At 61.7% G+C, this 25,087-nt stretch carries 20 protein-coding genes and 1 tRNA gene; 8 read left to right on the forward strand and 13 right to left on the reverse strand.

The features are described 5' to 3' along the window. Nucleotides 1-176 precede the first annotated feature (176 nt). The 4 genes from OYT13_RS07210 to OYT13_RS07225 are packed head-to-tail and all read right to left on the reverse strand — an operon-like array spanning nt 177 to nt 3,778. Nucleotides 177-851 carry a PqiC family protein gene (locus OYT13_RS07210; protein WP_017232454.1) on the reverse strand — a complete coding sequence of 225 codons (675 nt, stop codon included), beginning with the start codon at nt 849-851 and terminating at the stop codon, nt 177-179. After that, a complete protein-coding gene (locus OYT13_RS07215) occupies nt 848-2,512 on the reverse strand; it encodes a PqiB family protein (RefSeq protein WP_017232453.1) in 1,665 nt (554 codons plus the stop codon). Before OYT13_RS07215 ends, OYT13_RS07210 begins: the two co-directional genes overlap by 4 nt. Continuing rightward, the gene (locus OYT13_RS07220) at nt 2,505-3,149 is read right to left on the reverse strand and encodes a paraquat-inducible protein A (RefSeq protein WP_017232452.1); all 645 of its coding nucleotides are present in this window, start codon (nt 3,147-3,149) and stop codon (nt 2,505-2,507) included. Before OYT13_RS07220 ends, OYT13_RS07215 begins: the two co-directional genes overlap by 8 nt. Further along, entirely contained in the window at nt 3,146-3,778 is a 633-nt protein-coding gene (locus OYT13_RS07225) for a paraquat-inducible protein A (RefSeq protein WP_017232451.1), read from the reverse strand. The genes OYT13_RS07220 and OYT13_RS07225 overlap by 4 nt, the downstream gene beginning before the upstream one ends. 218 nt (nt 3,779-3,996) lie before the next feature. Here OYT13_RS07225 and fdnG point away from each other — a divergent pair, with 218 nt between their 5' ends. The 7 genes from fdnG (at nt 3,997) to OYT13_RS07260 (ending at nt 13,293) form a co-directional block, all read left to right on the forward strand. Then, nucleotides 3,997-7,065: a formate dehydrogenase-N subunit alpha gene (gene fdnG / locus OYT13_RS07230; protein WP_268567530.1), complete on the forward strand. Its 3,069-nt coding sequence runs from the start codon at nt 3,997-3,999 to the stop codon at nt 7,063-7,065. 9 nt (nt 7,066-7,074) lie between these two features. Further along, nucleotides 7,075-8,025: a formate dehydrogenase subunit beta gene (fdxH, locus tag OYT13_RS07235; RefSeq protein ID WP_268567531.1), complete on the forward strand. Its 951-nt coding sequence runs from the start codon at nt 7,075-7,077 to the stop codon at nt 8,023-8,025. A gap of 2 nt (nt 8,026-8,027) precedes the next feature. Further along, entirely contained in the window at nt 8,028-8,675 is a 648-nt protein-coding gene (locus OYT13_RS07240; protein ID WP_017232447.1) for a formate dehydrogenase subunit gamma, read from the forward strand. Nucleotides 8,676-8,783: 108 nt separating this feature from the next. Then, the gene (gene fdhE / locus OYT13_RS07245; protein WP_261939894.1) at nt 8,784-9,755 is read left to right on the forward strand and encodes a formate dehydrogenase accessory protein FdhE; all 972 of its coding nucleotides are present in this window, start codon (nt 8,784-8,786) and stop codon (nt 9,753-9,755) included. 18 nt (nt 9,756-9,773) lie between these two features. Continuing rightward, complete coding sequence (gene selA, locus OYT13_RS07250; protein ID WP_261938857.1) at nt 9,774-11,204, forward strand: L-seryl-tRNA(Sec) selenium transferase; 1,431 nt, start codon at nt 9,774-9,776, stop codon at nt 11,202-11,204. Further along, a complete protein-coding gene (selB, locus tag OYT13_RS07255; protein WP_268567532.1) occupies nt 11,201-13,111 on the forward strand; it encodes a selenocysteine-specific translation elongation factor in 1,911 nt (636 codons plus the stop codon). The genes selA and selB overlap by 4 nt, the downstream gene beginning before the upstream one ends. Nucleotides 13,112-13,197: 86 nt before the next feature. Then, nucleotides 13,198-13,293 (forward strand) — tRNA-Sec (locus OYT13_RS07260). A gap of 204 nt (nt 13,294-13,497) precedes the next feature. Here OYT13_RS07260 and cynS read toward each other — a convergent pair. The 9 genes from cynS to OYT13_RS07310 all read right to left on the reverse strand — a co-directional run bounded on the left by cynS (nt 13,498) and on the right by OYT13_RS07310 (nt 23,850). Further along, nucleotides 13,498-13,947 (reverse strand): cyanase, encoded by a 450-nt coding sequence (gene cynS, locus OYT13_RS07265; protein ID WP_017232443.1) that lies wholly within the window; start codon nt 13,945-13,947, stop codon nt 13,498-13,500. 33 nt (nt 13,948-13,980) lie between these two features. Next, nucleotides 13,981-14,910, reverse strand: coding sequence for an ABC transporter ATP-binding protein (locus OYT13_RS07270; RefSeq protein ID WP_017232442.1), 930 nt, complete (start codon nt 14,908-14,910; stop codon nt 13,981-13,983). Next, on the reverse strand, nt 14,900-15,769 hold the full coding sequence (gene ntrB / locus OYT13_RS07275) for a nitrate ABC transporter permease (RefSeq protein ID WP_017232441.1): 870 nt from the start codon (nt 15,767-15,769) through the stop codon (nt 14,900-14,902). The genes OYT13_RS07270 and ntrB overlap by 11 nt, the downstream gene beginning before the upstream one ends. Before the next feature lie 15 nt (nt 15,770-15,784). Next, nucleotides 15,785-17,179, reverse strand: a complete 1,395-nt coding sequence (locus tag OYT13_RS07280; protein ID WP_026131681.1) for a CmpA/NrtA family ABC transporter substrate-binding protein — start codon at nt 17,177-17,179, stop codon at nt 15,785-15,787. A 59-nt stretch (nt 17,180-17,238) separates the two neighbouring features. Continuing rightward, entirely contained in the window at nt 17,239-18,594 is a 1,356-nt protein-coding gene (locus OYT13_RS07285; RefSeq protein ID WP_017232439.1) for an FAD-dependent oxidoreductase, read from the reverse strand. Beyond that, nucleotides 18,591-19,730, reverse strand: a complete 1,140-nt coding sequence (locus OYT13_RS07295) for an acyl-CoA dehydrogenase family protein (RefSeq protein ID WP_017232438.1) — start codon at nt 19,728-19,730, stop codon at nt 18,591-18,593. Before OYT13_RS07295 ends, OYT13_RS07285 begins: the two co-directional genes overlap by 4 nt. Nucleotides 19,731-19,774: 44 nt before the next feature. Beyond that, nucleotides 19,775-20,314, reverse strand: coding sequence for an OsmC family protein (locus tag OYT13_RS07300; protein ID WP_017232437.1), 540 nt, complete (start codon nt 20,312-20,314; stop codon nt 19,775-19,777). 218 nt (nt 20,315-20,532) lie between these two features. After that, entirely contained in the window at nt 20,533-22,062 is a 1,530-nt protein-coding gene (locus tag OYT13_RS07305) for a sigma 54-interacting transcriptional regulator (RefSeq protein WP_268567533.1), read from the reverse strand. 399 nt (nt 22,063-22,461) lie between these two features. Further along, nucleotides 22,462-23,850, reverse strand: coding sequence for an NAD-dependent succinate-semialdehyde dehydrogenase (locus OYT13_RS07310; RefSeq protein WP_017232435.1), 1,389 nt, complete (start codon nt 23,848-23,850; stop codon nt 22,462-22,464). Nucleotides 23,851-24,116: 266 nt separating this feature from the next. On the opposite strand from OYT13_RS07310, the gene OYT13_RS07315 reads away from it, so the two are divergent. After that, nucleotides 24,117-25,067 (forward strand): AraC family transcriptional regulator, encoded by a 951-nt coding sequence (locus OYT13_RS07315; protein ID WP_268567534.1) that lies wholly within the window; start codon nt 24,117-24,119, stop codon nt 25,065-25,067. Nucleotides 25,068-25,087: the final 20 nt, after the last annotated feature.

Consider the following 25,087-nt stretch of genomic DNA (forward strand, 5'->3'; position numbering starts at 1 on the left):
TGTCTCCAATGTTCGCGTGATGACGCCCCGCCGTCGGACGACAGGGGTCGTTAGGTCTCGAACATATTAAACATCCCGTAATTGCTTGCGCAATCCGTAATCGCGTTGGCGCGTATCGGGATTTCCCTGGGGTTTCGCCTGCCCGGGAGACGGCGTATGCAAGGCGGCAACGGCCTTCAGCGCTCGCAGTGCGGCGTGGCGCCCTGCGCGCTGGTGGCAATGGCGTTGCCGATGCCCAATGCCAGCCGGTCGACGAGCCGGCGTTGCGCCGCGACCACGTCATCGATGCCACCCGTGCTACCCGACGCCGTCTCCGTGCCGGCGAAGCGGCAAGTGAGCACGACGTCGCCCGGTACCCGGCGAATGCTCCACACGGCGGCGAGTGCGGCCTGCTCGCCCGGCACCGACTCGAAACGCTGTACCGACGTCGAGACGCGGTACACGGTCAGACCATCGGCGCGGGGCAGGCCATACACGTCCATCGCGCCGAGATGTTGCGTGAGCTTGCGCGAGATCGTCGACGTCAGTTCGGTCTTGAGCGGCGCGGCCCAGCGCGATTCCTCCAGAATGTCGACGCGACCGCCGCCGCGCGTGACGACGATCTGCGGCCGGTCGACCTGCTCAGGCACGGCGACCGGCGAGACTTCGACCGCATAGCGCGCCGCCGGCACGTTGGCGCCACTCGTGGCGGCGCTGCCCGCGGGCGTTCCCGTGTCGTCGGTCAGGGTGTAGAAGCGCGACGGCGGCGATGCACAGCCGGCGAGCACCAGGGTCAGCGCGGCGAGCACGGCGCGGGCCATCGGCGTCGCGCAGCGGCGCGGGCTACGGGTCATGTCAGGCGGGCTCGTCATGGTTGCGGATCCTTGGGTTTGCCGCGCAGCAGCGCCTCGGGATGCTGCTGCAGATAATCGGCCAGCGTGCCCAGCGAGCGCAAGGTCTTCGTCAGTTCCTGCATGGCCTGACGAACATCCTGCTGTACCGGGGCATCTTCGGAGAGGGTGCGCTCGGCGGCGCCGAAGCTCTTCTTCGCCTCGCTGAGCGTGGCCTTCGCCTCGGGCGCGATCTCGCCGTCGAGCTGGCGGAACAGGCCCTGCGCGCTGTCGAGCGTCTTGTCGAGCTTGCGCAGTGACGAATCGAGATTCTGACCAATGCTGTCGAACGGAATCTTGTCGAGCTTGGTCGCGATGTCGGCAATCTGGAGCTGCAACTGGTCGAGCGTGTTGGGCACCGTCGGCATGACGACAACGTTGTCGACTTCCTCGGCACGGGCGGGCTTGGCGTTCGGGAAGAAGTCGAGTGCCACGTACAACTGGCCCGTCAGCAGATTGCCGGTGCGCAACTGACCGCGCAGACCGCGCGCCACTAGCGAATTCAGAATCTGGCGGCTGGCAAGTTCGTCCGGCGGCAGGTTGTTCTTCGGATCGCGGCGGCGCAGACGGTCCGGATAGACCTCGACCGTCACCGGCATGTTGATCTGCTTGGTCGCCTGGTCGAATTCCACGCCGATCGACGTGACTTCACCGAGCGTGATGCCGCGGAAATCCACCGGTGCGCCCACTGCCAGACCGCGCAGCGACTGCTGGAAGCGGAACACGACCGTCATCGGATGTGTGTCGGGGGCCTTCATGGCGGTGGTTTCATCAGGGGCCAGGCGGAATTCCTGCCCAGCCTTGGCCATCACGCCGGCGCCCGACTCGTTCGGTGCCTGGAAGGCGATGCCGCCGATGACCACCGACGCCAGCGATTGCGTATTGACCTGAAAGCCGCTCGAATCGAGCCGCAAATCGATGCCGCTCGCATGCCAGAAGCGCGTGTTGGAGCCGACATACTGGTCATAGGGGGCCTGGACGAACACGCGCAGCGTGACGCCCTTGCCATCCGGATCGAGCGAGTAGGCTTCGACCTGACCGACCTGAATGCGACGGTAATAGATCGGCGAGCCGATGTCGAGCGAGCCGATGTCGGCCGCATGCAGCACGAAGGGCTTGCCCGGTTGGCCGCTGGAGACCACCGGCGGCACTTCGAGGCCCACGAAATGCTCCGACGATTCCTTCGACTTGCCGGCGTCGGCGCCGATATAGGCGCCCGAGAGCAGCGTCGACAGACCCGAGACGCTGCCGCCGGCCACGCGCGGTCGCACCACCCACCAACGCGAATCCTTGACCGCGAACCGCTTGGCGTTCTGCGTGAGGTCGACGGTCACGCGCACGTGCGACAGGTCGTCGGACAGCTCGATGTTCTTGACGGTGCCGATATCGACTTCCTTGTACTTGACCTTCGTCTTCCCGGCTTCGAGGCCTTCGGCCGTCTTGAAGTCGATGACGACGCTGGGGCCCCGCTCGATGATCGCCTTGGCGACGAGCGACAGGCCGATCACGGCGGCCACCAGCGGAATGAGCCAGACGAGCGACGGCGCCCAGCGTTTGCGCGGCTCGATGACCGGTGTGGGCAGCTCGCCGGCGCCGGGCGGCGGCGCGGCGTTGGGGGCTTGCGGATCTTTCGGGTCAGTCATGATCGTCCTGTTCGGTATCGTCGTCGCGGATCTGATCCCAGATCAACCGCGGGTCGAACTGCATCGAGGCGAGCATCGTGAGCACGACCACCGCGCCGAACGCCACGATGCCGGGACCGGCCTGGATCACGGCCAGCGACTGAATGTTCACGAGCGCGACCATCAGCGCGACGACGAAGACATCGAGCATCGACCAGCGGCCGATAAACTCGATCATGTGGTAAAGCTTGGTGCGTTGATGCGGGTTCCAACGGGCGCCGCGCTGCGCGGTGAGGCATAGCAGCGACAGCGCAATGAGCTTGAGCATCGGCACGAGAATGCTCGCCGTAAAGACGACGATGGCCAGATCGTACTCGCCGCTGACCCAGAAATAGATCACCCCGCTCATGATCGTGTCGCTGGAATTCCCGAGCAGCGAGCGCGTCTGCATCATGGGCAGGACGTTGGCGGGAATGTACAGGATCGCGGCGGCGATCAGCAAGGCCCAGGTGCGCGTGAGGCTGTCGATCTTGCGTTGATGCAGGGCCGCGCCGCAGCGCGGGCAGTGCGCGGTCTCGAGCGTTTTGACATAGCGCGAGAGCCGTCCGCACGCCGTGCACGCGACCAGTCCGGCGTCTTTGGCGGTGAGGTATTTCATCTTGGCACCCTGCGCGATGGCGAGGCGTCGGGCGCGTCCGCATTCGGTGTGTGGTCGATCACGAGCCAGAGATTGCGCAGGTCATAAGACAACACCATCGCCAGCAACACCGTGAGCGCCCCGAAGGCCCATAACGCGATGCCGGGCAACACGCTGGCCATGGACGAGAGTTTGACCACAGAGACCAGCACGCCCAGCATGAACACTTCGATCATGCCCCAGGGCCGGCAGAACTCGATGGCGCGCAACACATGGAAGACGGCGTACGGCCGCCGCCCGACCGAAAGCGGGCCGATCAGATGGACCAGTGCGAGCAATTGCGAGAGCGGCGAGAGCACGGTGGTGGTAAACACCAGCAAGGCGACGAGCCACATGCCTTCGCGATACAGCGCCCAGGCGGCGCCGATGAGCGTGGTGCGCGTGTAGATGCCCTGCACCTCGATCTCGACGATGGGAAACGCGTTCGCGATGGCGAACACGATCAGGCAAGTCAGCGTGAGCGCCAGCACGCGCGACAGGCGCAGATCGGGGGCGCGGTAAAGCACCGAGTGACAGCGCACGCAGCGGGCCGCCTCTCGCGGGGGCACGTCCGTGCGACGGTGCAGCGTGTCGCAGTTGGGACATGCCATCAGGTTTGTCACGTCATCTTCAGGGGGCAAGGGGTTCATTCCCGGGGACGGTGACCAAAGTGACGCTCAGAATACCAAATTGTTGAGGAAGTTCCTGCATTGTGCGCTGCGGCGCAACATTCGGCATGGTTTGTGCTAAGTCACGGAAAACCGCAATGGTTTGCTCTATACTCAACGAACTCCCGCAAAGTTTTCGAATATTTGAGGAGATTTCCCCCATGCTGAATATGTCGAGGCGCCAGTTCCTGAAAGTGAGTGGCGCAACATTGGCCGGGTCCAGCCTGGCAATGCTCGGGTTCGCGCCCGATGCGGCACTGGCGGAAGTCCGCCAGTTCAAGCTGGCGCGAGCGACGGAAACCCGCAACACCTGTCCCTACTGTTCCGTGGCCTGCGGCCTGCTGATGTACAGCTACGGCGACGGGGCGAAAAATGCGCGGAAGAGTATTTTCCACATCGAAGGCGACCCCGACCACCCGGTCAATCGCGGCACGTTGTGTCCGAAGGGGGCGAGCCTCATCGACTTCATCCACAGCCCGAACCGTCTCACGCACCCGGAGTACCGCAAGCCCGGTTCCGACAAGTGGGAGCGGATTTCCTGGGACGATGCGCTCGATCGCATCGCCAAGCTGATGAAGGACGATCGCGACGCCAATTTCGTCGAGAAGACGGAGGACGGCCTGACCGTCAACCGCTGGCTCACGACGGGCATGTTGGCGGCGTCCGCGTCGAGCAACGAAGTCGGCTATATCACGCACAAAGTCATCCGCAGTACCGGGATGCTGGGATTCGACAACCAGGCACGTGTCTGACACGGCCCGACGGTGGCAGGTCTTGCCCCGACGTTTGGCCGTGGTGCGATGACGAACCATTGGGTCGACATCAAGAACGCGGATCTGGTTCTCATCATGGGCGGCAACGCGGCCGAGGCGCACCCATGCGGTTTCAAATGGGTCACCGAGGCCAAGGCGCACAACAACGCGCGCCTGATCGTGGTCGACCCGCGCTTCAACCGTTCGGCATCGGTCGCGGATGTCTACGCCCCGATCCGTTCCGGCACGGATATCGTCTTCCTCGGCGGGTTGATCCATTACCTGCTCACGAACGACAAGATCCAGCACGAATACGTCAAGAACTACACCGACTTCACGTTCCTCGTGAAAGACGAATTCGCGTTCGAAGACGGCATCTACTCGGGTTACAACGCCGAGAAGCGCACGTACGACCGCAGCACTTGGGACTACCAGAAGGGCGCGGACGGATACGTTCTCACCGACCCGACGCTGCAACACCCGCGCACGGTGTTTCAGTTGATGAAGCAGCACTACTCGCGCTATACCATCGAGATGGTCGAGCGCGTGTGCGGCACGCCCGCCGACAAGATCGACCAGATCTACAAGCAGATCGCCGAGTGTTCCACTCCGACGCGCACGATGACCATCATGTACGCGCTGGGCTGGACGCAGCACTCGATCGGCTCGCAGATGATTCGTACCGGCGCGATGGTGCAACTGTTGCTGGGCAATATCGGGGTGGCGGGCGGCGGCATGAATGCGCTGCGCGGTCACTCGAACATTCAGGGCCTGACCGACCTCGGGCTGATGACCGACTTGCTGCCGGGCTACATGACGTTGCCCAAGCAGGCCGAGCAGACCGTGGAGCAATACCTGACGGCACGCACGCAAAAGCCGCTGCGTCCGAACCAGCTCAGCTACTGGCAGAACTATCCGAAGTTCTACGTAAGCCTGATGAAGTCGTGGTGGGGCGACGCGGCCACGGCCGAGAACCACTGGGGCTACGACTATCTGCCCAAGCTCGACAAGCCCTACGACCTGCTGCAGGTGCTCGAGTTGATGAACCAGGGCAAGATGACGGGCTACCTCGCGCAGGGGTTCAACCCGCTCGCGGCAGCGCCGGGCAAGTTCAAGTGGGATCAGGCACTCGCCAAGCTCAAGTTCCTCGTCATCATGGATCCGTTGGCGACGGAAACGTCGGAGTTCTGGAAGAACTTCGGCGAGCACAACAACGTCGACTCCAGCAAGATTCAGACGGAAGTGTTCCGCTTGCCGACCACTTGCTTCGCTGAGGAAGACGGTGCGCTGGTCAACTCGGGGCGCTGGTTGCAGTGGCACTGGAAGGGTGCCGAGCCGCCGGGCGAGGCGCGCACAGACATCGAGATCATGACGGGACTGTTCCTGCGCCTGCGGGAGATGTACAAGACGCAGGGGGGTAAATTCCCCGATCCGATCGTCAACCTGTCGTGGCCGTACGCCCAGCCGGAGCGCCCGTCGCCCGAAGAACTTGCCAAGGAGTACAACGGTCGGGCGCTCAGGGACCTCGTCGATCCGAAGGATCCGACCAAGGTCACCCGCAAGGCCGGCGAACAACTGGCGGGTTTCGCCGAACTGAAGGACGACGGCAGTACGTCGTCGGGCTGCTGGATCTTCGCCGGCGCGTGGACGCAGGCGGGCAATCAGATGGCGCGGCGCGACAACAGCGATCCGACCGGCATCGGGCAGACGCTGAACTGGGCATGGTCGTGGCCGGCGAACCGTCGCATTCTGTACAACCGCGCGTCGTCCGATCTTGCGGGCAAGCCGTTCAATCCGAAGCACAAGCTGGTGTGGTGGAACGGCAAGATCTGGACCGGGGCGGACGTGCCGGACTTCAAGGTCGACGAGGATCCGGCGCTTGGCATGAGTCCGTTCATCATGAACCCCGAGGGCGTGGCGCGCTTCTTCGCGAAGGGAGCCATGGCCGAAGGGCCGTTCCCCGAACATTACGAGCCGTTCGAGACGCCGCTGGGCTACAACCCGCTGCATCCGAAGCAACCGAAGGCCACGAGCAATCCGGGCGCCCGCGTGTTCCCGGACGATCTGGCCGTGATGGGCACCGCCGACAAGTTCCCCTATGTGGCCACGACATACCGTCTGACCGAGCACTTCCACTACTGGACCAAGCACGCGCTGCTCAATTCGATCATCCAGCCCGAGCAATTCGTCGAGATCGGCGAGGCGCTCGCGAAGGAGATCGGCATTGCGTCGGGCGACATGGTCAAGGTCTCGTCCAATCGCGGCTTCATCAAGGCCCGGGCGGTCGTGACCAAGCGCATTCGCGCGCTCAAGGTGGACGGCAAGACGATTCACCATGTGGGCATTCCGATTCACTGGGGCTTCAAGGGATTGACCAAGCCCGGGTTCCTCGCGAATACGCTGACGCCCATCGTGGGCGACGCCAATTCGCAGACACCCGAGTTCAAGTCGTTCCTGGTGAAAGTCGAGAAGGCATAAGGGGGCGCCATGGCATTGCAATCTCTGGATATCAAACGGCGCTCGGCCACCACGCTGCCCTCGCCCTCCGTGCGCGAGTCGCACACGGGGGACGTTGCCAAGCTTATCGATACGTCGAAATGCATCGGCTGCAAGGCCTGCCAGACGGCGTGCATGGAGTGGAACGACCTGCGCGACGAGGTCGGCACGAACGTCGGCGTGTACGACAACCCGGCGGACCTGACGGCCGATTCTTGGACGCTCATGCGCTTCACCGAGTACGAGAACCCGAAGGGCGACCTCGAGTGGCTGATCCGCAAGGACGGCTGCATGCATTGCGAGGACCCGGGCTGCCTGAAGGCATGCCCGTCGCCGGGGGCCATCGTGCAATACGCCAACGGCATCGTCGACTTTCATGAAGAGGCGTGCATCGGCTGTGGGTACTGCATCACCGGATGTCCGTTCAACATCCCGCGTATCTCGCAGAAGGATCACAAGGCGTACAAATGTACCTTGTGTTCCGACCGGGTGTCGGTGGGGCTGGAGCCGGCGTGCGTGAAGACGTGCCCGACCGGCGCGATCCTGTTCGGCACCAAGGACGCCATGAAAGATCAGGCGGCCGAGCGCATCGAAGACCTGAAGTCGCGGGGGTTCGAGAACGCCGGGCTTTACGATCCGGCGGGGGTCGGCGGCACGCACGTGATGTATGTGCTTCATCACGCCGATAAGCCGTCGCTGTATCACGGTCTGCCGGACAATCCGCGCATCAGTCCGATGGTGACGCTCTGGAAGGGCATCGCCAAGCCGTTGGGCGTGGCCGCCATGGCGCTGACGGCGCTCGCCGGGTTCTTCCACTACATCAAGACCGGTCCGAACGAGACGACCGAGGACGATGAGGCGGCGGCCCGCCGCTACGACGCATCCCGCAAGGGTAGCGGTCCCGATGGCCAGAAGGGCGTCGCCACGCACGAGGAGGTCTGACCATGTCGAACGAACGCAGTGATCGTCAGGCGGACAAGGACGATCTGATCGAGCGCTACAGTGCCGGGCAGCGCATCAACCACTGGATTGTCGCGGGCACGTTCATTCTGCTCGCGCTCTCGGGGCTCGCGCTGTTCCATCCGTCGATGTTCTGGCTGGCCACGCTGTTCGGTGGTGGATCGTGGACGCGGATTCTGCATCCGTTTGTCGGGCTGGTGATGTTCGTCACCTTCGTGTGCCTCGCCTTGCGGCTCGCGCGCTACAACCGGTTCGAATCGCGCGACACCGAGTGGATGAAGAAAATCGGCGACGTGCTGAACAATCGCGAAGAGAATCTGCCGGAAGTCGGGCGCTACAACGCCGGCCAGAAGCTGCTTTTCTACGTGATGGTGTTGTGCATGATCGGGTTGTTGCTCTCGGGCATCGTGATCTGGCGCGCCTACTTCGCGTTCTACTTCCCGATCGGGGTGATTCGTCTGGCTTCCGACGTGCATGCGGTGTGTGCATTCGTGTTGATTTGCGGCATCATTACGCATATCTATGCCGCGATCTGGATCAAGGGTTCCGTGCGCGCGATGACGCGCGGCACCGTCACCCGCGGCTGGGCGTGGAAGCACCATCGCGCCTGGTACAAGCAGCTCAACAAATGAGTCCGGCCCCGGTGGCCGGGCGCTCTTACGAGGCCGGCTACCTTGCAACGCATCCTTGAACCCGGACAGATCGAGTCGCTCGATCGGACCGCCATCCCCCGTCTACGCATGCCGCAACGCGCCGAAGTTTTCTCGGCGCGCGCGGCACGACTGCGTCAACTGGCCGACGGCCATCCACTCGGCGACTACCTGCGCCTCATGGCCTCGCTGGTCGACGCACAGCAGCGTGTGCTCGACACTTTTCAGGCGGAGCGTCCGACGGCCGAGTCGATCGAGCAGGCGCAATTGCACTGCATGCCGCTCGTGCCCGCGAACGGGGGATACGACGCGGGCCGATGGCAGCCGCTGCTCGCGCGGTTGCTCGATGCCATGTCGGCACAGCCGGACTTGCCCGCACCGGTACGCGCTGTGCTTGAACGGGTTCGTGCCTCCAGTCCGGCCGCGCTCGACTCGGCGGCGCAATCGTTGCTCGCCGGGCATGGCAAGGGCGTCGATGCCGCCAGCGCGCCGTTCCTGACGGCGGCGTTGCAAGTGCTCTGGACGGGCGTGGCAAGCACGTTCGACGCGGGCGACGTGCCGATGCTCGACGTCCCCAACGTCTGTCCCATGTGCGGCACGCTGCCGGTGGCGAGCGTCGTGCGCATTGGCGGAGCGCATGAGGGCTATCGTTATCTCGCGTGCGGGCTGTGCTCGACCGAGTGGCATATGGTTCGCGTGAAATGCACACATTGCGAAGCGAGCCAGCATGTCGCTTATCACGTGCTCGACAAAACAGGGGATGCGGCGGCATCGGGGGCGGACCTGCAGGCGGCACATGTCGGAGGGGACGTTGTCAGGGGTGCCGATGGTCGTCCGGCGTTCGACGACGCGGCCAAACGCGTGGCGTCATCCCCGATCCGGGCAGAGTCGTGCGACGACTGTCATAGCTATCGCAAGATCTTCTACCAGGACAAGGATCCGTTCGTGGAGCCGGTTGCCGACGATCTCGCGAGCCTGGCCCTCGACGTGCTGATGGGCGAAGCGGGGTACGCGCGCGCCAATGGCAATCCGTTGCTCTGGCAGAACACCGAAACGGCTTAAGGGATTGCGGGGGTGCGGATGGCCGAGCACGATCTTGAGTTTGCAGGGGCGGCGGATCTCCCGTCGCTAGACCGGCTGCTGGGGATGTCCGACTTTCAGGCAGCGTTGGCCGACTTCGGTCGCACGCAGGTGACCGACGCGTTGCGTCGCGATCTCGACGCGTGCCGCGCGGCGGCGCTTGCGGGCACGCTGACACATGACACCCTGGTCCCGGCTCGTTTCGGGGCACGTGTGACCCGCGCGCTGACCGAGCGCAACCGGGCGACGCTGCGTCCCGTCTTCAATCTCACTGGCACGGTGCTGCATACGAACCTCGGGAGAGCGTTGCTGCCCGAGGTTGCCGTGGAAGCGGTCATGCAAGCGCTCACGGCGCCGGCCAACCTCGAATTCGATCTCGCAACGGGCGGACGCGGCGACCGCGACGATCTCGTCGCGCCCGTGCTGTGCGAATTGACGGGCGGTGAGGCGGCGACGGTGGTGAACAACAACGCGGCGGCAGTACTGCTGATGCTGGCGACGCTTGCCAAGCGTCGCGACGTCGTGGTGTCACGCGGCGAGCTGGTGGAAATCGGCGGTGCGTTTCGGATTCCCGACATCATGACGCACGCGGGCGCGAAGCTTGTCGAAGTGGGCACGACCAACCGTACGCATGCGGCCGACTATCGTAATGCCATCGGCGAGAAGACGGCCTTGCTGATGAAGGTCCATTGCAGCAATTACGCGGTCACCGGCTTCACCAAGAGTGTCGACGTCGCGGAGGTCGTGCAGATTGCGAAGCCGCATGGCGTACCGGTGGCGGTCGATCTCGGCAGCGGCACCCTGACGCCGCTGGAGCGCTGGGGGCTGCCGCACGAGACCACGGTGCAGGAGACGATCGCCGCCGGCGCCGATCTCGTGACGTTCTCCGGCGACAAGCTGCTGGGCGGTCCGCAAGCGGGCATGATCGTCGGGCGCAAGGATCTCATCGCACGGATCAAGAAGCATCCGCTCAAGCGCGCGCTGCGCGTGGGCAAGCTCACGCTTGCGGCGCTGGAACCCGTGCTGCGGCTCTATCGCGATCCCGATCATCTGGCCGAGCGGCTCACCACATTGCGGCTGCTCACGCGTACGCGCGACGACATGATGGCGCAGGCGCAGCGTCTGGCGCCGGTGCTCGCGCAGTCGTTGGGCGATGCCTATACCGTGAGCGCCGCGCCGATGGTGAGCCAGATCGGCAGCGGCGCGCTACCGGTCGAGCAGCTCCCGAGTTATGGCCTGGCGATCGTGCCGGCCGGTGGCGCAAAGCGCGGCAGCGGTCGTGCGCTGGCGGCGCTTGAAGCGGCATTGCGCGCGCTGCCGTATCCGGTGATCGGCCGGATTGCCGATCAAACGCTATGGCTCGATCTGCGATGTCTCGAAGCGACTGACGAAGCGCGTCTGGCGTTGCAGTTTTCGGAGCTTCGCGCATGATCGTGGGCACCGCCGGTCACATCGATCATGGCAAGACGAGTCTCGTTCGCGCGTTGACCGGGGTCGACACGGATCGTCTGAAAGAAGAAAAGGCGCGCGGCATTTCCATCGAATTGGGGTATGCCTACACCCCGTTGCCGGATGGCGAGGTGTTGGGATTCATCGATGTTCCCGGCCATGAAAAGCTGATTCACACGATGGCCGCGGGGGCCGTCGGCATTGATTTCGCGCTGCTCGTGATTGCGGCGGACGACGGCATCATGCCGCAGACGCGCGAGCATCTCGCCATTCTTTCGATGCTGGGGGTGAGGCGTGGCGTGGTCGCGCTATCGAAAGCGGATCGCGTCGACGCGGCGCGGCTGGCCGCTGTGACCCAGGAGATTTCGCAATGGCTCGCGAACACGCCGTTCGCCGATGCCGAGACGGTGCCGGTGTCAGCGACGACGCCGGGCGACACGGGCGTGGCGGCGCTGCGCGAGCAGCTCACGCAGGCGGCGCAGGCATTGCACTCGTCCGGCAATGCGGCGCGTCGCGAGGACGCATTGTTTCGTCTCGCCGTCGATCGTGTCTTCACGCTGGCAGGCCATGGTACGGTCGTGACCGGCACGGCGTTCGCTGGCACGGTGCGCGTGGGGGACAACCTCACCGTGATGCCGCAGGGATTGCCGGTGCGGGTGCGCAGCGTGCATGCGCAGAACCGTCCGGTGGAGGCGGGGCGCGCCGGGGAGCGTTGTGCGCTGAATCTGGCGGGGGTGGAGCGCGACCAGCTTCGGCGGGGCAACTGGATCGTGGCGGCGGGATTGCCGGGGCCGTCGACGCATGTGGATGTCGAACTGCACTGGCTTGAAGACAGTGCGCCACTCACGCAATGGTTTCCGCTGCATGTGCATGTGGGCACGACGCATGGGCAGGCCCGCACGGTATTGCTGGAAGGGGACACGCTGGCCCCCGGTGGCACGATGCGCGTGCAATGGGTCTTCGATACGCCGGTGTGCACGATGCCGGGCGACCGCTTCATCGTGCGCAATCCGCAGGCGACGGCAACGGTGGGTGGCGGGCGGGTGCTTGACCCTGCGGCGCCGGAGCGCAGGCGTCGGTCGGCGGCGCGGTTGGCGTGGCTCGACGCCGTGGCGCGCGCGCTCGATGGCGAAGGATTGGATGCACTACTCGCGCAGGCCGCGTTTGGACTGACGAGCGCGCAGGTCATTGCGCTCACCGGGTTGCCGGCGGGGCAATGGCAGTGGCCGGCGAATGCGGTGGTGCTGGCGGGAGGGGAGGGGGAATCGCTCGCGTTTGCCCCTCAGGCGTGGGACACCGTGCGCACACGCGTGCTCGATGTGCTGCGCGACTATCACGCGCGCCAGCCGGACGAGCCGGGACTCGATGCTGCACGGCTGGGCCGCATGACGTGGCCGTCGCTGGACGCGTGGCGCTGGCGCGCCTTCGTGCAGGCCATGTTGCGTGACGGGGGGCTGGCGCGTACCGGGGCGTGGTGGCATCTGCCGGCGCACCGTGTGGAAATGACGGATGACGAGACGGCGTTGGCTGACGCGCTGCTGCCGCTGGTGGTGCAGGGTCGTTTCGATCCGCCGTGGGTGCGGGACATGGGGCGTTCGCTGAACGTGCCTGAAGAGCGGGTGCGAGTGGTGCTGCGCAAGCTTGCGAGACAGGGGCGGGTGCATCAGATCGTCAAGGACCTGTTTTACGACGACGCGAGTGTCCAGGCGCTCGCCGACATGATCGCCGACGCCGGCGGCAAGGTGGAGGCCGGCGCGTTTCGCGACACGACGGGCCTGGGGCGCAAGCGTGCGATCCAGATTCTGGAGTTCTTCGATCGTGCGGGATATACTCGCCGCGTTGGCGATTGGCATGTGCGCCGCCCCGGGGCGGAATGGGGCGCGGCGTAAAGTAGTCGGGATGCCGAACTCAGGTGATTCAAGCGATGCCTGAGCGCGTGCACGACGATTTAGTCAGTCACATTGCGTTGTCCGAAGGAAGGCATCCGTATCCGGTGATGCGGCCGGGCTTCAAACCCGGTTGGGGGCGTCAGCCGCTCCCAGGTCGGTTCGACTCCGGCTGCTTTCCGCCACAAGGCTTTCAGCGATTTTGCGTTCCGGAAATCCGCCGTATTCTTGTTCCGCAAAATTCACTTCGTGGACTTCGCTTTATCGCAGCGTCGATTGCGCACTTAGTGCCCGGCCATCACGCGCCAGTTCCAGTCAAGCCGGGCACGGCGCCGATGGCCAGGCCTTAGATGGCCCCGGTGAGCGTCATAGGCATTTCCGCCAGCCGGTCAGTAGGCCTTGTATGGCAGAAATTTGCCGGAAAGCACCACGTTGACGCGATCGCCCTTCGCGTCCGCCTGACGCTGGATGTCCATCGAGAAGTCGATGGCACTCATGATGCCGTCCCCGAATTCTTCGTGGATCAGTTCCTTGATGGTCGTGCCATAGACGTTCACCAACTCGTACCAGCGGTAGATCAGCGGGTCCGTCGGAACCGCCGTCGGCAGTGATCCCTTATACGGAACGATCTGCAGCCATGCGATGGCCTCGTCGGAAAGCTCGAAGATCTCACCGACGACGGCAGCTTGCTCCTTGCTCAACTGCATTTGACCGAGGCATGCGGCAGTCGTCCACTCCTTGGCCATGCCGACTTTATCCGCAACATCTGCCCACTTGAGGCCCTTGCGTACCTTCGCCGAGACGATCATCTCGGTAACCTGTGTGCGACTCGAAATCATGTGACTATCCTCAAAAAAACTACCACTGGAAAATTAAGCCGTATTGCCCATGCGGAGCGCGCGGCCTTGATCAAGCTCCGTAACGTTGTCCTGAGATAAGCCTGGACGAACAATTTGCGTCGTTTGATGCGTTTCACGACCATGTTCGATATCCTGTTGAATCGTGGCGGAGCGTCTCACCAGAAAATCGATAAGATAGTTTCGAATCCTGTAGAACTGCGGATCGTGGACAAGCGTCTCTCGCGTTCGCTCCCGTGGCATCGTGTTCACCACAATTTCTGCAAGGCGCGCGCGCGGCCCGTTACTCATCAAGAAGATTCGATCAGCAAGCAGGATCGCTTCGTCGACATCGTGCGTGATCATGAAAACGGTCTGATGAGTCGCCAGACAGATGCGCAGAAGTTCATCCTGGATAACACCACGCGTCAGCGCATCGAGTGCCCCGAACGGCTCGTCCATCAGAAGCATCTTTGGTGCGACGGAGAATGCGCGAGCGATCCCCACTCGCTGGCGCATGCCGCCCGATAGCTCCGATGGTTTTTTGTCGATCGCGCGCGTGAGGCCGACCATATCGAGGAAGCGCATTGCGCACTCGTCGATTTGCTGACGCGTCCAATCCGGATACCGGGAGCGAACGGCGAATTCGACGTTCTGCTTCGCGGTGAGCCAGGGCAGCAACGCATGACCTTGGAACACGACCCCCCGATCGAGGCTCGGGCCTGCAATCTCTCTCCCGCCCATGACGGCCCCGCCACCGCTCGCCTGCTCAAGCCCTCCGAGTACGTTCAAAATCGTGCTCTTTCCGCAGCCGGAGTGACCAATTACGCAAATGAACTCGCCACGATCAATCTTGAATGTCACGTCTTCGAAGACCGGCGGAAGATCTGCGCGATAGCGTTTCGAGAGGTTGTCGACCTCAATGAAAGCACTGCCGCTTGCGGCGCGATTGTCATTACTCTGCATAGGTCACCTTCTTTTGCAGGCGGGCAAAAAGTTGATCAAGCAGCATCCCAACCACGCCGATGACGAGCACCGCAAACAGGACATTTGTCAGCGAAAGATTGTTCCACTGGTTCCATAGGAAATAGCCGACGCCCGTTCCGCCGACCAGCATCTCGGCAGCCACGATGACAAGCCACGCAATCCCCATCGAGATACGCATGCCGGTGATGATGGTCGGTGCAGCGGCGGGCAAGACAATCTGCATCGCCTTGCGCAACGGCGAGACTTCGAGAGTGCGGGCAACGTTTAGCCACTCACGTCTTACGTTCGCCACGCCGAACGCGGTATTGATCAGCATTGGCCATAGCGAGCAGATGAAAATCACGAAAATTGCAGAGACAGAGGCGTCTTTGATCGTGTATAGCGCGATTGGCATCCACGCGAGCGGAGAGATCGGCTTGAGCAACTGAATGAATGGATCAAAAGCGCGATAGAGCAGCGGAGACATGCCAATCAAGAAACCCAAAGGGATCGACACGATGACGGCGAGTAGATAGCCGCCGGCGACACGCAGAAGGGAATGGCCCAATTGAATGCCGATTCCTTTGTCATTGGGACCATGATCGTAAAATGGGTGCGCGAGGTTCTGCGCCGCGACGGAAAAGAACTGTGCGGGTGTGGGGAAACCGTCGCTCTTCGGCTCCGACGATGGGTCGTCGGGCGTCTGTCCCATCAACTGTGCATACTCTTTTTGCTCCGCAGTCATTGGCGCGTGCTGGGCCTGCTTCCCCGCCGTTGTCGCGAATTGCCAGCAAACGAGAAAAATCGCAACCATGGCAAGTGACACCAGTGCAGCTTGCAATCGAATTGAAGACTTCATCTCATATCCTTTGAATCAGGTCCGCCTGATCGCAAAACTTGCAAGGTATTTGGCCGGGTTGGCAGGGTCGTATTCACGGCCCATCACTGAGAATTTCCGCATCCCGCCAGCCAACGCATCGTGGTCGACTTCCTGCCCCAGTGCCTTCATTTGCGCACTTGCATCTGTAAGCAAGAACACCTTCTTGGCAAGGTCATCGTAGGAAATTTGCTTCTTGATGTAGCCCCACCTCTGCATTTGCGTGAGCATCCAGGTGGCCATCGAGTACCACGGAAGCGGTTGAAAATCCGTTCGATCTGGCTGATCACGCACATTTCCGAGCCCATCGGCGTAGTGGCCACTGAGCGCTTGCAGAATGACCGATTCCGGCTGGTTCAGATAGTTTGGCGTCGCGATGGCGCGCGCGATCGCAGGACGGTTCTCTAACTTGTGAGCGCTCGCGGACGCCTTCAGCAACGCACGGTATAACGCCACGAATGTGTTCGGGTTCTGGTCAATGAAGCCCTGCGCTACACCGAACGCACAGCACGGGTGCCCGTCCCAGATGTCGCGCGACAAGATGTGAATGAAACCCACCTGGTCATACACAGCACGTTGATTGAAGGGATCCGGTCCGAGGAACCCATCAATGTTGCCGGCCCTCAGATTGGCGATCATTTCCGCAGGCGGAGTCACGCGGAGCTGAACATCACGGTCGGGGTCAAGTCCATGCTCCGCCAGGTAGTAGCGGAGCAGGAAGTTGTGCATGGAATACTCGAACGGAATGGCGAACTTGAAGCCCTTCCAGTGCTTCGGGTCCCGGTTGTCCTTATGCTTCAGCGCCAACGTGATGGCCTGGCCGTTGACGTTCTGAATAGCTGCGACTCGCATGGGCTGGGCGGAAGACCCAAGCCCCATGGAAATAGCGAGCGGCATCGGTGCCAGGAAATGCGACGCGTCGAGCTCGTGATTAAGCATCTGGTCTCGAACCAGCGCCCAACCGGCCGTCTTGCGAAGCGAGACGTTGAGACCCTGCTCCCGATAGAAGCCCATGGGATCCGCCATGATCAGCGGTGTGGCGCAGTTGATCGGGATGAAACCTATCTTCAGGTCCTTCTTCTCCAGAGGACGCCTTTCTTCCGCCATCGCCTGAAGGTCGGCCAATGGGAGCACGCTGGCAATGGCGGCACGCGCGGCGTTGATGCCGACCGCGCGAAGGAATCGCCGGCGCAGCGCGTCGTGGGGGAACAGCGCCCTGACAGCTACCATTTCGAGGAAATGGCGCGACTGGACGTCTTCATCGTGCACTGGGGGGCGAGCGACAACGCCGCTGCGGGCATCGTGTTCGTCCTGACTGGCGTGCATGCCGCATGAGCAGCGCTCCAGCGAGTGGTCTGCGCTATACGGACGATACGGATTTTCATCTTTCATGTTCGACGCACCTGGTTTGATTCGGACTCGGGTTAGCCGCCCTACGGGCAGCAAGGCATTCAAGCGACAAGCCGCTGCTGTGCGAAACCCGCTTCGATGCGGGCAATGACTCGACCATCGAGGCGCTGCTCAATCCGAATCTGACCCTCTCGATCATCGGGAGCACCCCACGTACCCTTGGCGCTCGGGACGCCGTGGATAACGATGGGGAATGCCTTCGTTTTCAGACGAATCAGCGGCGTGCTGTGAACATAACCGGCATGCTCGCGGTTGAGCACGTGATGCGAAAGCGCCCCCGCTTGCCGCACGATCGGCTCGATGAATCGGCATGGCACGCCGGCAACGCTGATGCAATCGCCAATCGCATAAATGTCTTCGATGCTTGTCTGCATCGTGTGCGGATCGATTACGATGCCTCGATCAAACGCGAGCCCGGCCATTTTCGCGAGGCGGGTCTCAGTGACGAGCCCCGTCGCAGCGACGACTTCATCAACGCGAATTTGCTCGCCGCCTTGCATTTGAATGATCCTTTGGCCGTTGTCCGCTTTCTCGATCCTCTCGATGCGACGCCCCCCCAAGAATCTGACACCCGCATCCTGTAGGCCCGTCAGGAGCCTGTCAGAGACGACCGCTGGAACCAGACTGGCCAGCGGGCCGAGGTTGATATCGATTAGCGACACGGCATGGCCTGCACGCGCAAAATCCTCCGCGAGTTCGCACCCAATCATCCCGGCACCGACGATCGCAACGGTCTTTTTCGCGCCATCCAGGCGTGCCTGAATCCCCGACCATCCCGCCAAATCATTGACACGCCAACATAGCGAGGCCGGCATTTGCTCCGGTAGTGCAGGGCGCGCGCCCTGCGCGATCGCGAGCTTCGTATAGCGAAGCGCACCTCGCGTGGTACGTACCTGTTTGATGGACGGAGAAATGCCGACGACAAACGTTTCTGTCATCAGACGCACATTAAGGCGCCGAGCTGCATTGACGGCCGACTCCCGAACCAGATCGGCAGGCTTCAGGCTGCGCCCGAGTGCGACGGACAGTTCCGGCTTGAGGTATCTGTCGCCGTTGCATGCGGTCACGAGCGTAATAGGTACAGCGGGGTCGAGCGCACGCAACGCCTCTGCCGCACTCCAACCGGCAATGCCACCGCCCACGATCACGACGCCGAGCTCACGTGTCGGCGTAACGACCGCGGCATCGTCCGAGCGTGCAGTGCGCTCCAACGGTTCGTAAGGCTCGAAATCCGCCTTGACAACGCCACAGAGCGGACAAGCCCAGTCCTCCGGAATGTCCTCAAATCTCGTCCCCGGTTCAAGCCCGCTATCGGGATCGCCCAATGCCTCGTCGTAAATCAAGCCGCAGGCGCGACAGAGGAATTGCCGCCACGGCAAATTCGTCGGGGTGCTCATTCGGGGACCTCCTCTTTCGACAGACGAGCCATCTCCCAACGCAGGTGCTTGATGGCAGGCGTTACGATCGCGACGAACTGAGCCTCGCGAATACGGCGTTGCGGCGCAGCGCTCATAAGGTAGCCGCGCGCGCCCTGATGCATAAGCGCCGAATTCGCAGCACGTAATGCCAGTTGCGCGCCTTGTACGCGCGCGTCCAGCACATGAAGTAGATAGTCTTTGCTGCCGTCGTATGGCGTTTGCGCGAGCTTGGCGACGCGACTCCACAGCTCGTCGTACTCCGCCTGAAGCTCGGCCGGACCGTCTTCCAGAAATTGGTTGACGTGACCAAGGACTGGCTCGACTTCGCGGATAGAGTCGATGCTGCCCTGTGCAATGCCCATTGCCATCCCGGCTTGCAGCAACACAAATACAGCACGTATCTTCGCAATGAGAGGACGAGCAGGATCTGCGATCATTGCGGCGTCGCCGACAAAGTAGTTGTCGAGGCGCACGCCCCAGGTGCTGGTTCCTTCCATGCCCGAAAATTCCGGGCATTGGCGCAATACGACCTCGGGCGTCAGCTTCAGCAGGAACATGATCTCGTGCGACACTGAGCCATCGTCGCGGAACACGCCTGCCATGGCGCCGCAGTAATGTCCCGGCGCGATATGACTTACCCACGGCAGTGCGCCGCTAACTTGATATCCGCCGGGCACCTTCACTGCGCGTAGCAGTATCTTTTCGATGCCGGCAATTGCTTTCATCGGGTTCGAAAGCGCCGTACCCCCGAAGGTACGCCCCATCGTGTGATCGTCGAGCAGTTCGCCAGTCAGCGCAGGATTGCCGGATTGCTCCATGTAAAGCCCACAGACGTCATGTGCCCATGTGAGAAATCCCGTTGACCCACAACGGCGACTCACAGCGCGCATAGCGTCCAGCGCCAGGCCAACCCGACGACCGCCTCGCTCGAGGTGCGCGCCGAACGCGCCTGCGGTGCCGAGCGACCCCAGGATTTCGAGCGGGTAATGACCCTCATCAATACGATGCGCGGCTTCTGCGAGCGGGCCGTCGGAGATGGCCGTCACGTTTGCCATGACGTGGGAATCGGTCCACGTCGAATCGATCCGGTCGCCAGGAAATTCAACCGCTTTCATGATGCGATACTCCCGTTATTCAGTGTGATGGAGCGTGCTGCGGCTTACTCCGCGAGCGCGATGCTGAACGGGATGGGATTGCGCATGCTGTTGGCAACGGGAGAGAAGTGATTGGCGTGCTTGACGATGTCGTCCAGCGCTTCGCGCGTGGCGTCGCCCTCGATGAGGACCTTCACACGAATTTCCTGGAAGCCCATTTGCGCGGGTTGACGTTCGGCGCCACCAGCGCCCCACGCGGCGGTATTGCCGATGTCGGCTTCCAGGAAGATTTCGAGACGCGAAAGCTTGACCTGGCGGTAGGTCGCCACCGCCGTAATGCCGACGCTCAGGCAACCGCCCAGCGCCGAGAGCGCGATCTCGCCCGGCGCAGGCACCGTGTTTTCACCGAAGAGATGGACCGGCTCGTCCACGACGACCGGGTTGTGGGTGCCTACATAGCTCCACGAGCGGAACTGCCCCTGCATGACCGTATGGACCTTGTTGCTGCCCTTGCGCTCGGGATTTTCACGGCCGGCGGCGGCAAACTTCAGAAGGCCTTCGCGGTCGATGGGGCGTAGGTACGTGGTGACGGTTTCGGTACTCAAGGTAATTCTCCTGGTGACAGACGTGGCATATGAGCCGGATGAAACGATCTGCGAGATCGCACATCCATCAAAGCAACGACCGTGCCAGGGCAGGGTAAAAATCTATAGGGTGCTGTATTTGTTATATTTTTTATGGCCGACCACGCTGCAAGCCCAATGAGCACCCAATCCCAAATTGTTGACAATGTCGACAATTTGTCGAACATTGTCAGTCGTATCTAGCCGCAAATTTTCTGCCAGCGATACGAGAACTGACGGGGCGTCAGCCCGAGGCGTTGCGCTGCTCGCGACTTGTTGCCGCCAGCCGAGCGCAATGCCTGACGCAGTTCATCTGCCGAATGTGAGTCGTTCGCCATGTACTGACGCACCCCTTCCGGAATTTGAACCGTCTGCTGCAGGGGCGAACCGGGAGTCTCGAACAGTGGCGCCGGTTCCGCTGCGGGTAGAAACCGTTCAACATCGTCCGAATGGAGTATTGGCCTGTCGGCGAGCAGCACGACGCGTTCGATAAAATTCGAAAGTTCGCGGATATTGCCAGGCCATTGATGGTCCTCGAGCCTTGCGAGTGCATCGGGCGCAAGATTGACGTTGCGCTGGTTTGCCTGGTTTGTACGGCTGAGAAAATGCAATGCCAAAGCGCGAATGTCACCTTTGCGCTCGGCTAACGACGGAAGCCGAATAGGAATAACGTTGAGTCTGTAGTACAGATCCTGTCTGAACAGGCCGTTCGCAACATCGGTTTCCAGGCTTCTGTTCGTCGCCGCCACAAGCCTGACGTCCACCTTGATTTCACGCTTCCCACCTAGCCGGGTTATCGTTCCCTCCTGCAATGTACGAAGCAGCTTTCCCTGCAACGTGAGAGGCAGCTCACCGATTTCGTCAAGGAAGATCGTCCCTGAAGACGCCTGTTCGAACAGCCCCTCTCGCACACCGGTCGCACCCGTAAACGCACCCCGCTCGTAGCCAAACAATTCGGATTCGAAGAGCGTGTCGGGGATTGCTGCACAGTTCACCTTTATGAACGGCTTGTCACGGCGTTGACCCGACAAGTGCAGTGCTCTGGCGAACAGCTCCTTGCCGGTGCCTGAATCGCCGAGCAGCAAGACACTCGCCGATGCATCCGAGACTCGCTCCAGCTCCGAAATCGCTTTAAGCAGCGCAGGCGAAGTCCCCACGATTCCGTACTTCGCGCTCTCATGCTCAAGCGCGTGCATCAACATCTCGTTCTGCTCTTCGAGTGCGCGAGTCTTTGCCTTCATCATCGAATCAAGATGAAGAAGGTGGCCGGCCAGTGTCGACAAGATCCGCAAAATAGACACGTCGCTCGATAATGCACGATTGCGGACACGAATTCGATGGCACGCCAGGACGCCGACGCTTCGATCCTCAATTCGGATGGGGAGCGCGATAAACGACACGGGCCCCGGCGGAAGGCGGTCTCGTTTAACCGCCCGTGCAAGAAAGACATCGTCTCGATCGATGTCCTGCACGATCGTCAACTGGCCATGGCGCAGTACATGCCCCGTTATGCCTTCACCGACCTTGTAGCGCCCGCGTTCGATTTCGTCCGGCTTGAGGCCATACGCATATTGGATTCTGCAACTGTCAGTCGCACCATCGTCCAGAAGCACGATGCGCCCACGGTTCAGCCCGAGGAGCTCGGACATCAGATGGAGCGTTTCACGAAGAATGACGTCCGGCGATAGCCCTTTGCCTACGAGGCTCATTATTTGTTGGAGAAGGAGCATCTCCTGCTCTCTCCAGAATGCCGGCGAATCGCTTTCACTATGCTGGGAACTCATCTGGCCACCCGTGAGATAACAGATCCCATCATAAGATCAACCCGGGCATGAAACATATTCGTGGGCCGAATTCGCCAGCGATGTATGCGCACCCATTCAATAGGGGAAGCAACGAGGCGAGGGCGCCTGGTGAGGGGGGAATAAAGCCGGCCAGACTATGGCTCGATTTTCGGCGAGACGATGGGGGAACCCATATCTCGCGCCCGGCCGTCCACCTTTCGATGTCTTCTTCCAATGCCTAGCTCATCGTCTGAACCTCGAAAATGACGTGAGCGGGTTCTCACTGGGTCAATACATGAACTACCTCCCGATAGTTCATGTAGTTGTCCGCACCCCCAATCGAACCTATTGGGCGGCCTCCGCCAACCCAGCCATCAGCACATACTTCACTTGAACATACTCTTCGATGCCGTAATAGCCTCCTTCCCGACCATAGCCCGACTGCTTGACCCCGCCAAACGGAACGGAAGCCGTACCCACCGAGCCTGAGTTCAGGATCACCATGCCTGCCTCGATGTCGCGCGAGAGGCGAAATGCCCGCCCGAGATCGCGGGTAAATGCGTAAGCGACCAGACCGTATTCGGTGGCGTTCGCACGCGCAATCACCTCCTTCTCGGAGGCGAATGTGTAAACCGGGAATACCGGGCCGAAGAGTTCCGTCGAGCAGATATCCATGTCGTCGGCGACGTTCGTGAGGATGGTCGGCGCATAGAAGAGACCACCGTTGTCGTGTCGCCGCCCACCGAGCAACGTTTTCGCACCGCTCTTTTGCGCCTGCTCGACGAGCCGAGACACCTTGTCGAGTGCCGCCTGATTGATCAGAGGCCCCACTACGAAGTCGGGCTGTAATCCCTGGTCGACACGGATTCGCTCGACGGCTTCCGTCAGGCGCTGCACAAAGCGATCGTGAATGCCGGCCTGCACGTAGATGCGGTTCGGCGAGATACAGACCTGTCCAGAGTTGCGTAGTTTTGCCGCAACGAGCCCTGAAATTGCCTGTTCGATGTCTGCATCATCGAACACGATGAACGGCGCGTTGCCACCGAGTTCCATCGTCAGCTTTTTCAGCGTATCTGCGCTTTGCCGAGCGAGCAGCCGGCCGATTTTGGTCGATCCGGTGAACGAAATCTTCCGGATGCGCGAGTCGCTGGTCATCATGCCGCCGATGGACGCAGGGTCGCCCGTCACCATTTCAAAAACACCCTCGGGAATGCCGGCGCGCCTTGCGTATTCAAGCAACTTATAGGCGGTCAGCGGCGTTTCCTCGGCAGGCTTGATGATGATCGTGCAACCGGCCGCGAGTGCGGTAGCGACCTTGCGTGCAATCATCATGAACGGAAAATTCCAAGGCGTGATCGACGCTACCGGGCCGATCGGCTCCTTGGTGACCAGCACTGCAGCATCGGCGGCGTGCGATGGAATCGTATCGCCATACACGCGCCTGGCCTCTTCCGCATACCATTCGATAAAGCCTAGACCATAGTCGATTTCGCCGAGCGCTTCGGTCAGGCACTTTCCGTTCTCGCGCGAGATCAGTTCGGCAAAGTCCTGCCTGTCTTGCCTGACCAGCTCGAACCATTTGCGCAGCAAGTCGCTGCGCTGCCTGGCCAGCTTCCGGGACCATTGAGGAAAAGCAGCGCAGGCGCGATCAATCGCCTCACGCACCTCCTGCTCAGTATGATGCTTGACGTGACCCACCACGCTGCCGTCCGCGGGATTCCTTACTTCGATCATGAAATATCCTTGAGTCCATGTTGGAAGGGTGATTGTCGTGAGCGGGAAATACACTCGAAGCACGCGAAGTGAGCGACGCGCGTCGACCGATGACGCGCCCTCGGCATGACCGCATGCGACAACCTGTGAAAATGTTATGAGCGCGGGACACGGCGGAAAACGCGCATTCGTCTGTGATTCTTGCCTGATCCTATGAGTGGCTGGTGCTTTTCCCGACTCGATGCGAAACTGCGCTCGTCGACCGCTAAGGTTTTTTTGTCTCCGCCATGGAACCCGCATCGAAACGTCAGGGGCGCGTGCGCCAACAGATGATCGAGTTGTTGCTCGAGCTCGCGCCCAATGAGGGCTATAACCTTTCACCGCTGCCAGATATACGCTTCCTGCGTTCGAATCGGTCGTTGACCAGAACGCCAGTGCTCTATGAGCCGGGCATCGTGATCGTGTGCCAGGGGCGCAAGCGCGGCTTCTGGGGCGATCAGGTCTATCTTTACGATGCCCAGCGCTATCTGGTGGTCTCGGTGCCGTTGCCGTTTTCGATGGAGACCGACGCGAGCGAAGCCGAGCCGTTACTGGCGATTTATTTACGGCTGGATTTCGGCATTGCCGCCGATTTGCTGCTACAGCTCGAGGAGCACGAAGCGATGACGCCGATGCCACCTCGCGGCATGGCAACCACCACGCTCGATATACCGCTGGGGCAGAGCGTCTTGCGCTTTTTGCAGGCCATGTTGAATCCTCTTGAGGCTCAGATCCTCGGGCCGGCGCTGGTGCGGGAAATCTATTTCCGGGTTTTCTTGGGCGAGCAGGGCGGCTCGATGCGCGCCGCTTTGAGTCGCCAAGGCAATTTCGGCCGCATTTCCCGCGCGATCCGCAAGATTCATACAAATTTTGCGGAACCGTTGACGGTGGAGGAACTCGCCGCCGAAGCGCGCATGAGCGTGCCGACTTTCCATGTGCACTTCAAGGCGGTGACCGACACCTCGCCCCTGCAGTACATCAAGTCCACGCGCTTGCATCAGGCGCGGCTCCTGATGGCGCGGCTCGGCACGACCGCGGCGGCGGCGAGTAGCCAGGTCGGTTATGAAAGTCCGTCTCAATTCAGTCGCGAGTTCAAGCGGCTGTTCGGCGGCAGCCCATTACAGGAAATCGCGCGCATGAAGCGCAATTTTGCGCTGCCCGACGAAGGCGCGCCGTCGATTTTTGTATCGTCGCACTAACCCATACTCTCTGGACAATC

This window comes from Pandoraea sp. XJJ-1, assembly GCF_026802345.1.
Taxonomy (GTDB): Bacteria; Pseudomonadota; Gammaproteobacteria; order Burkholderiales; family Burkholderiaceae; genus Pandoraea; species Pandoraea cepalis.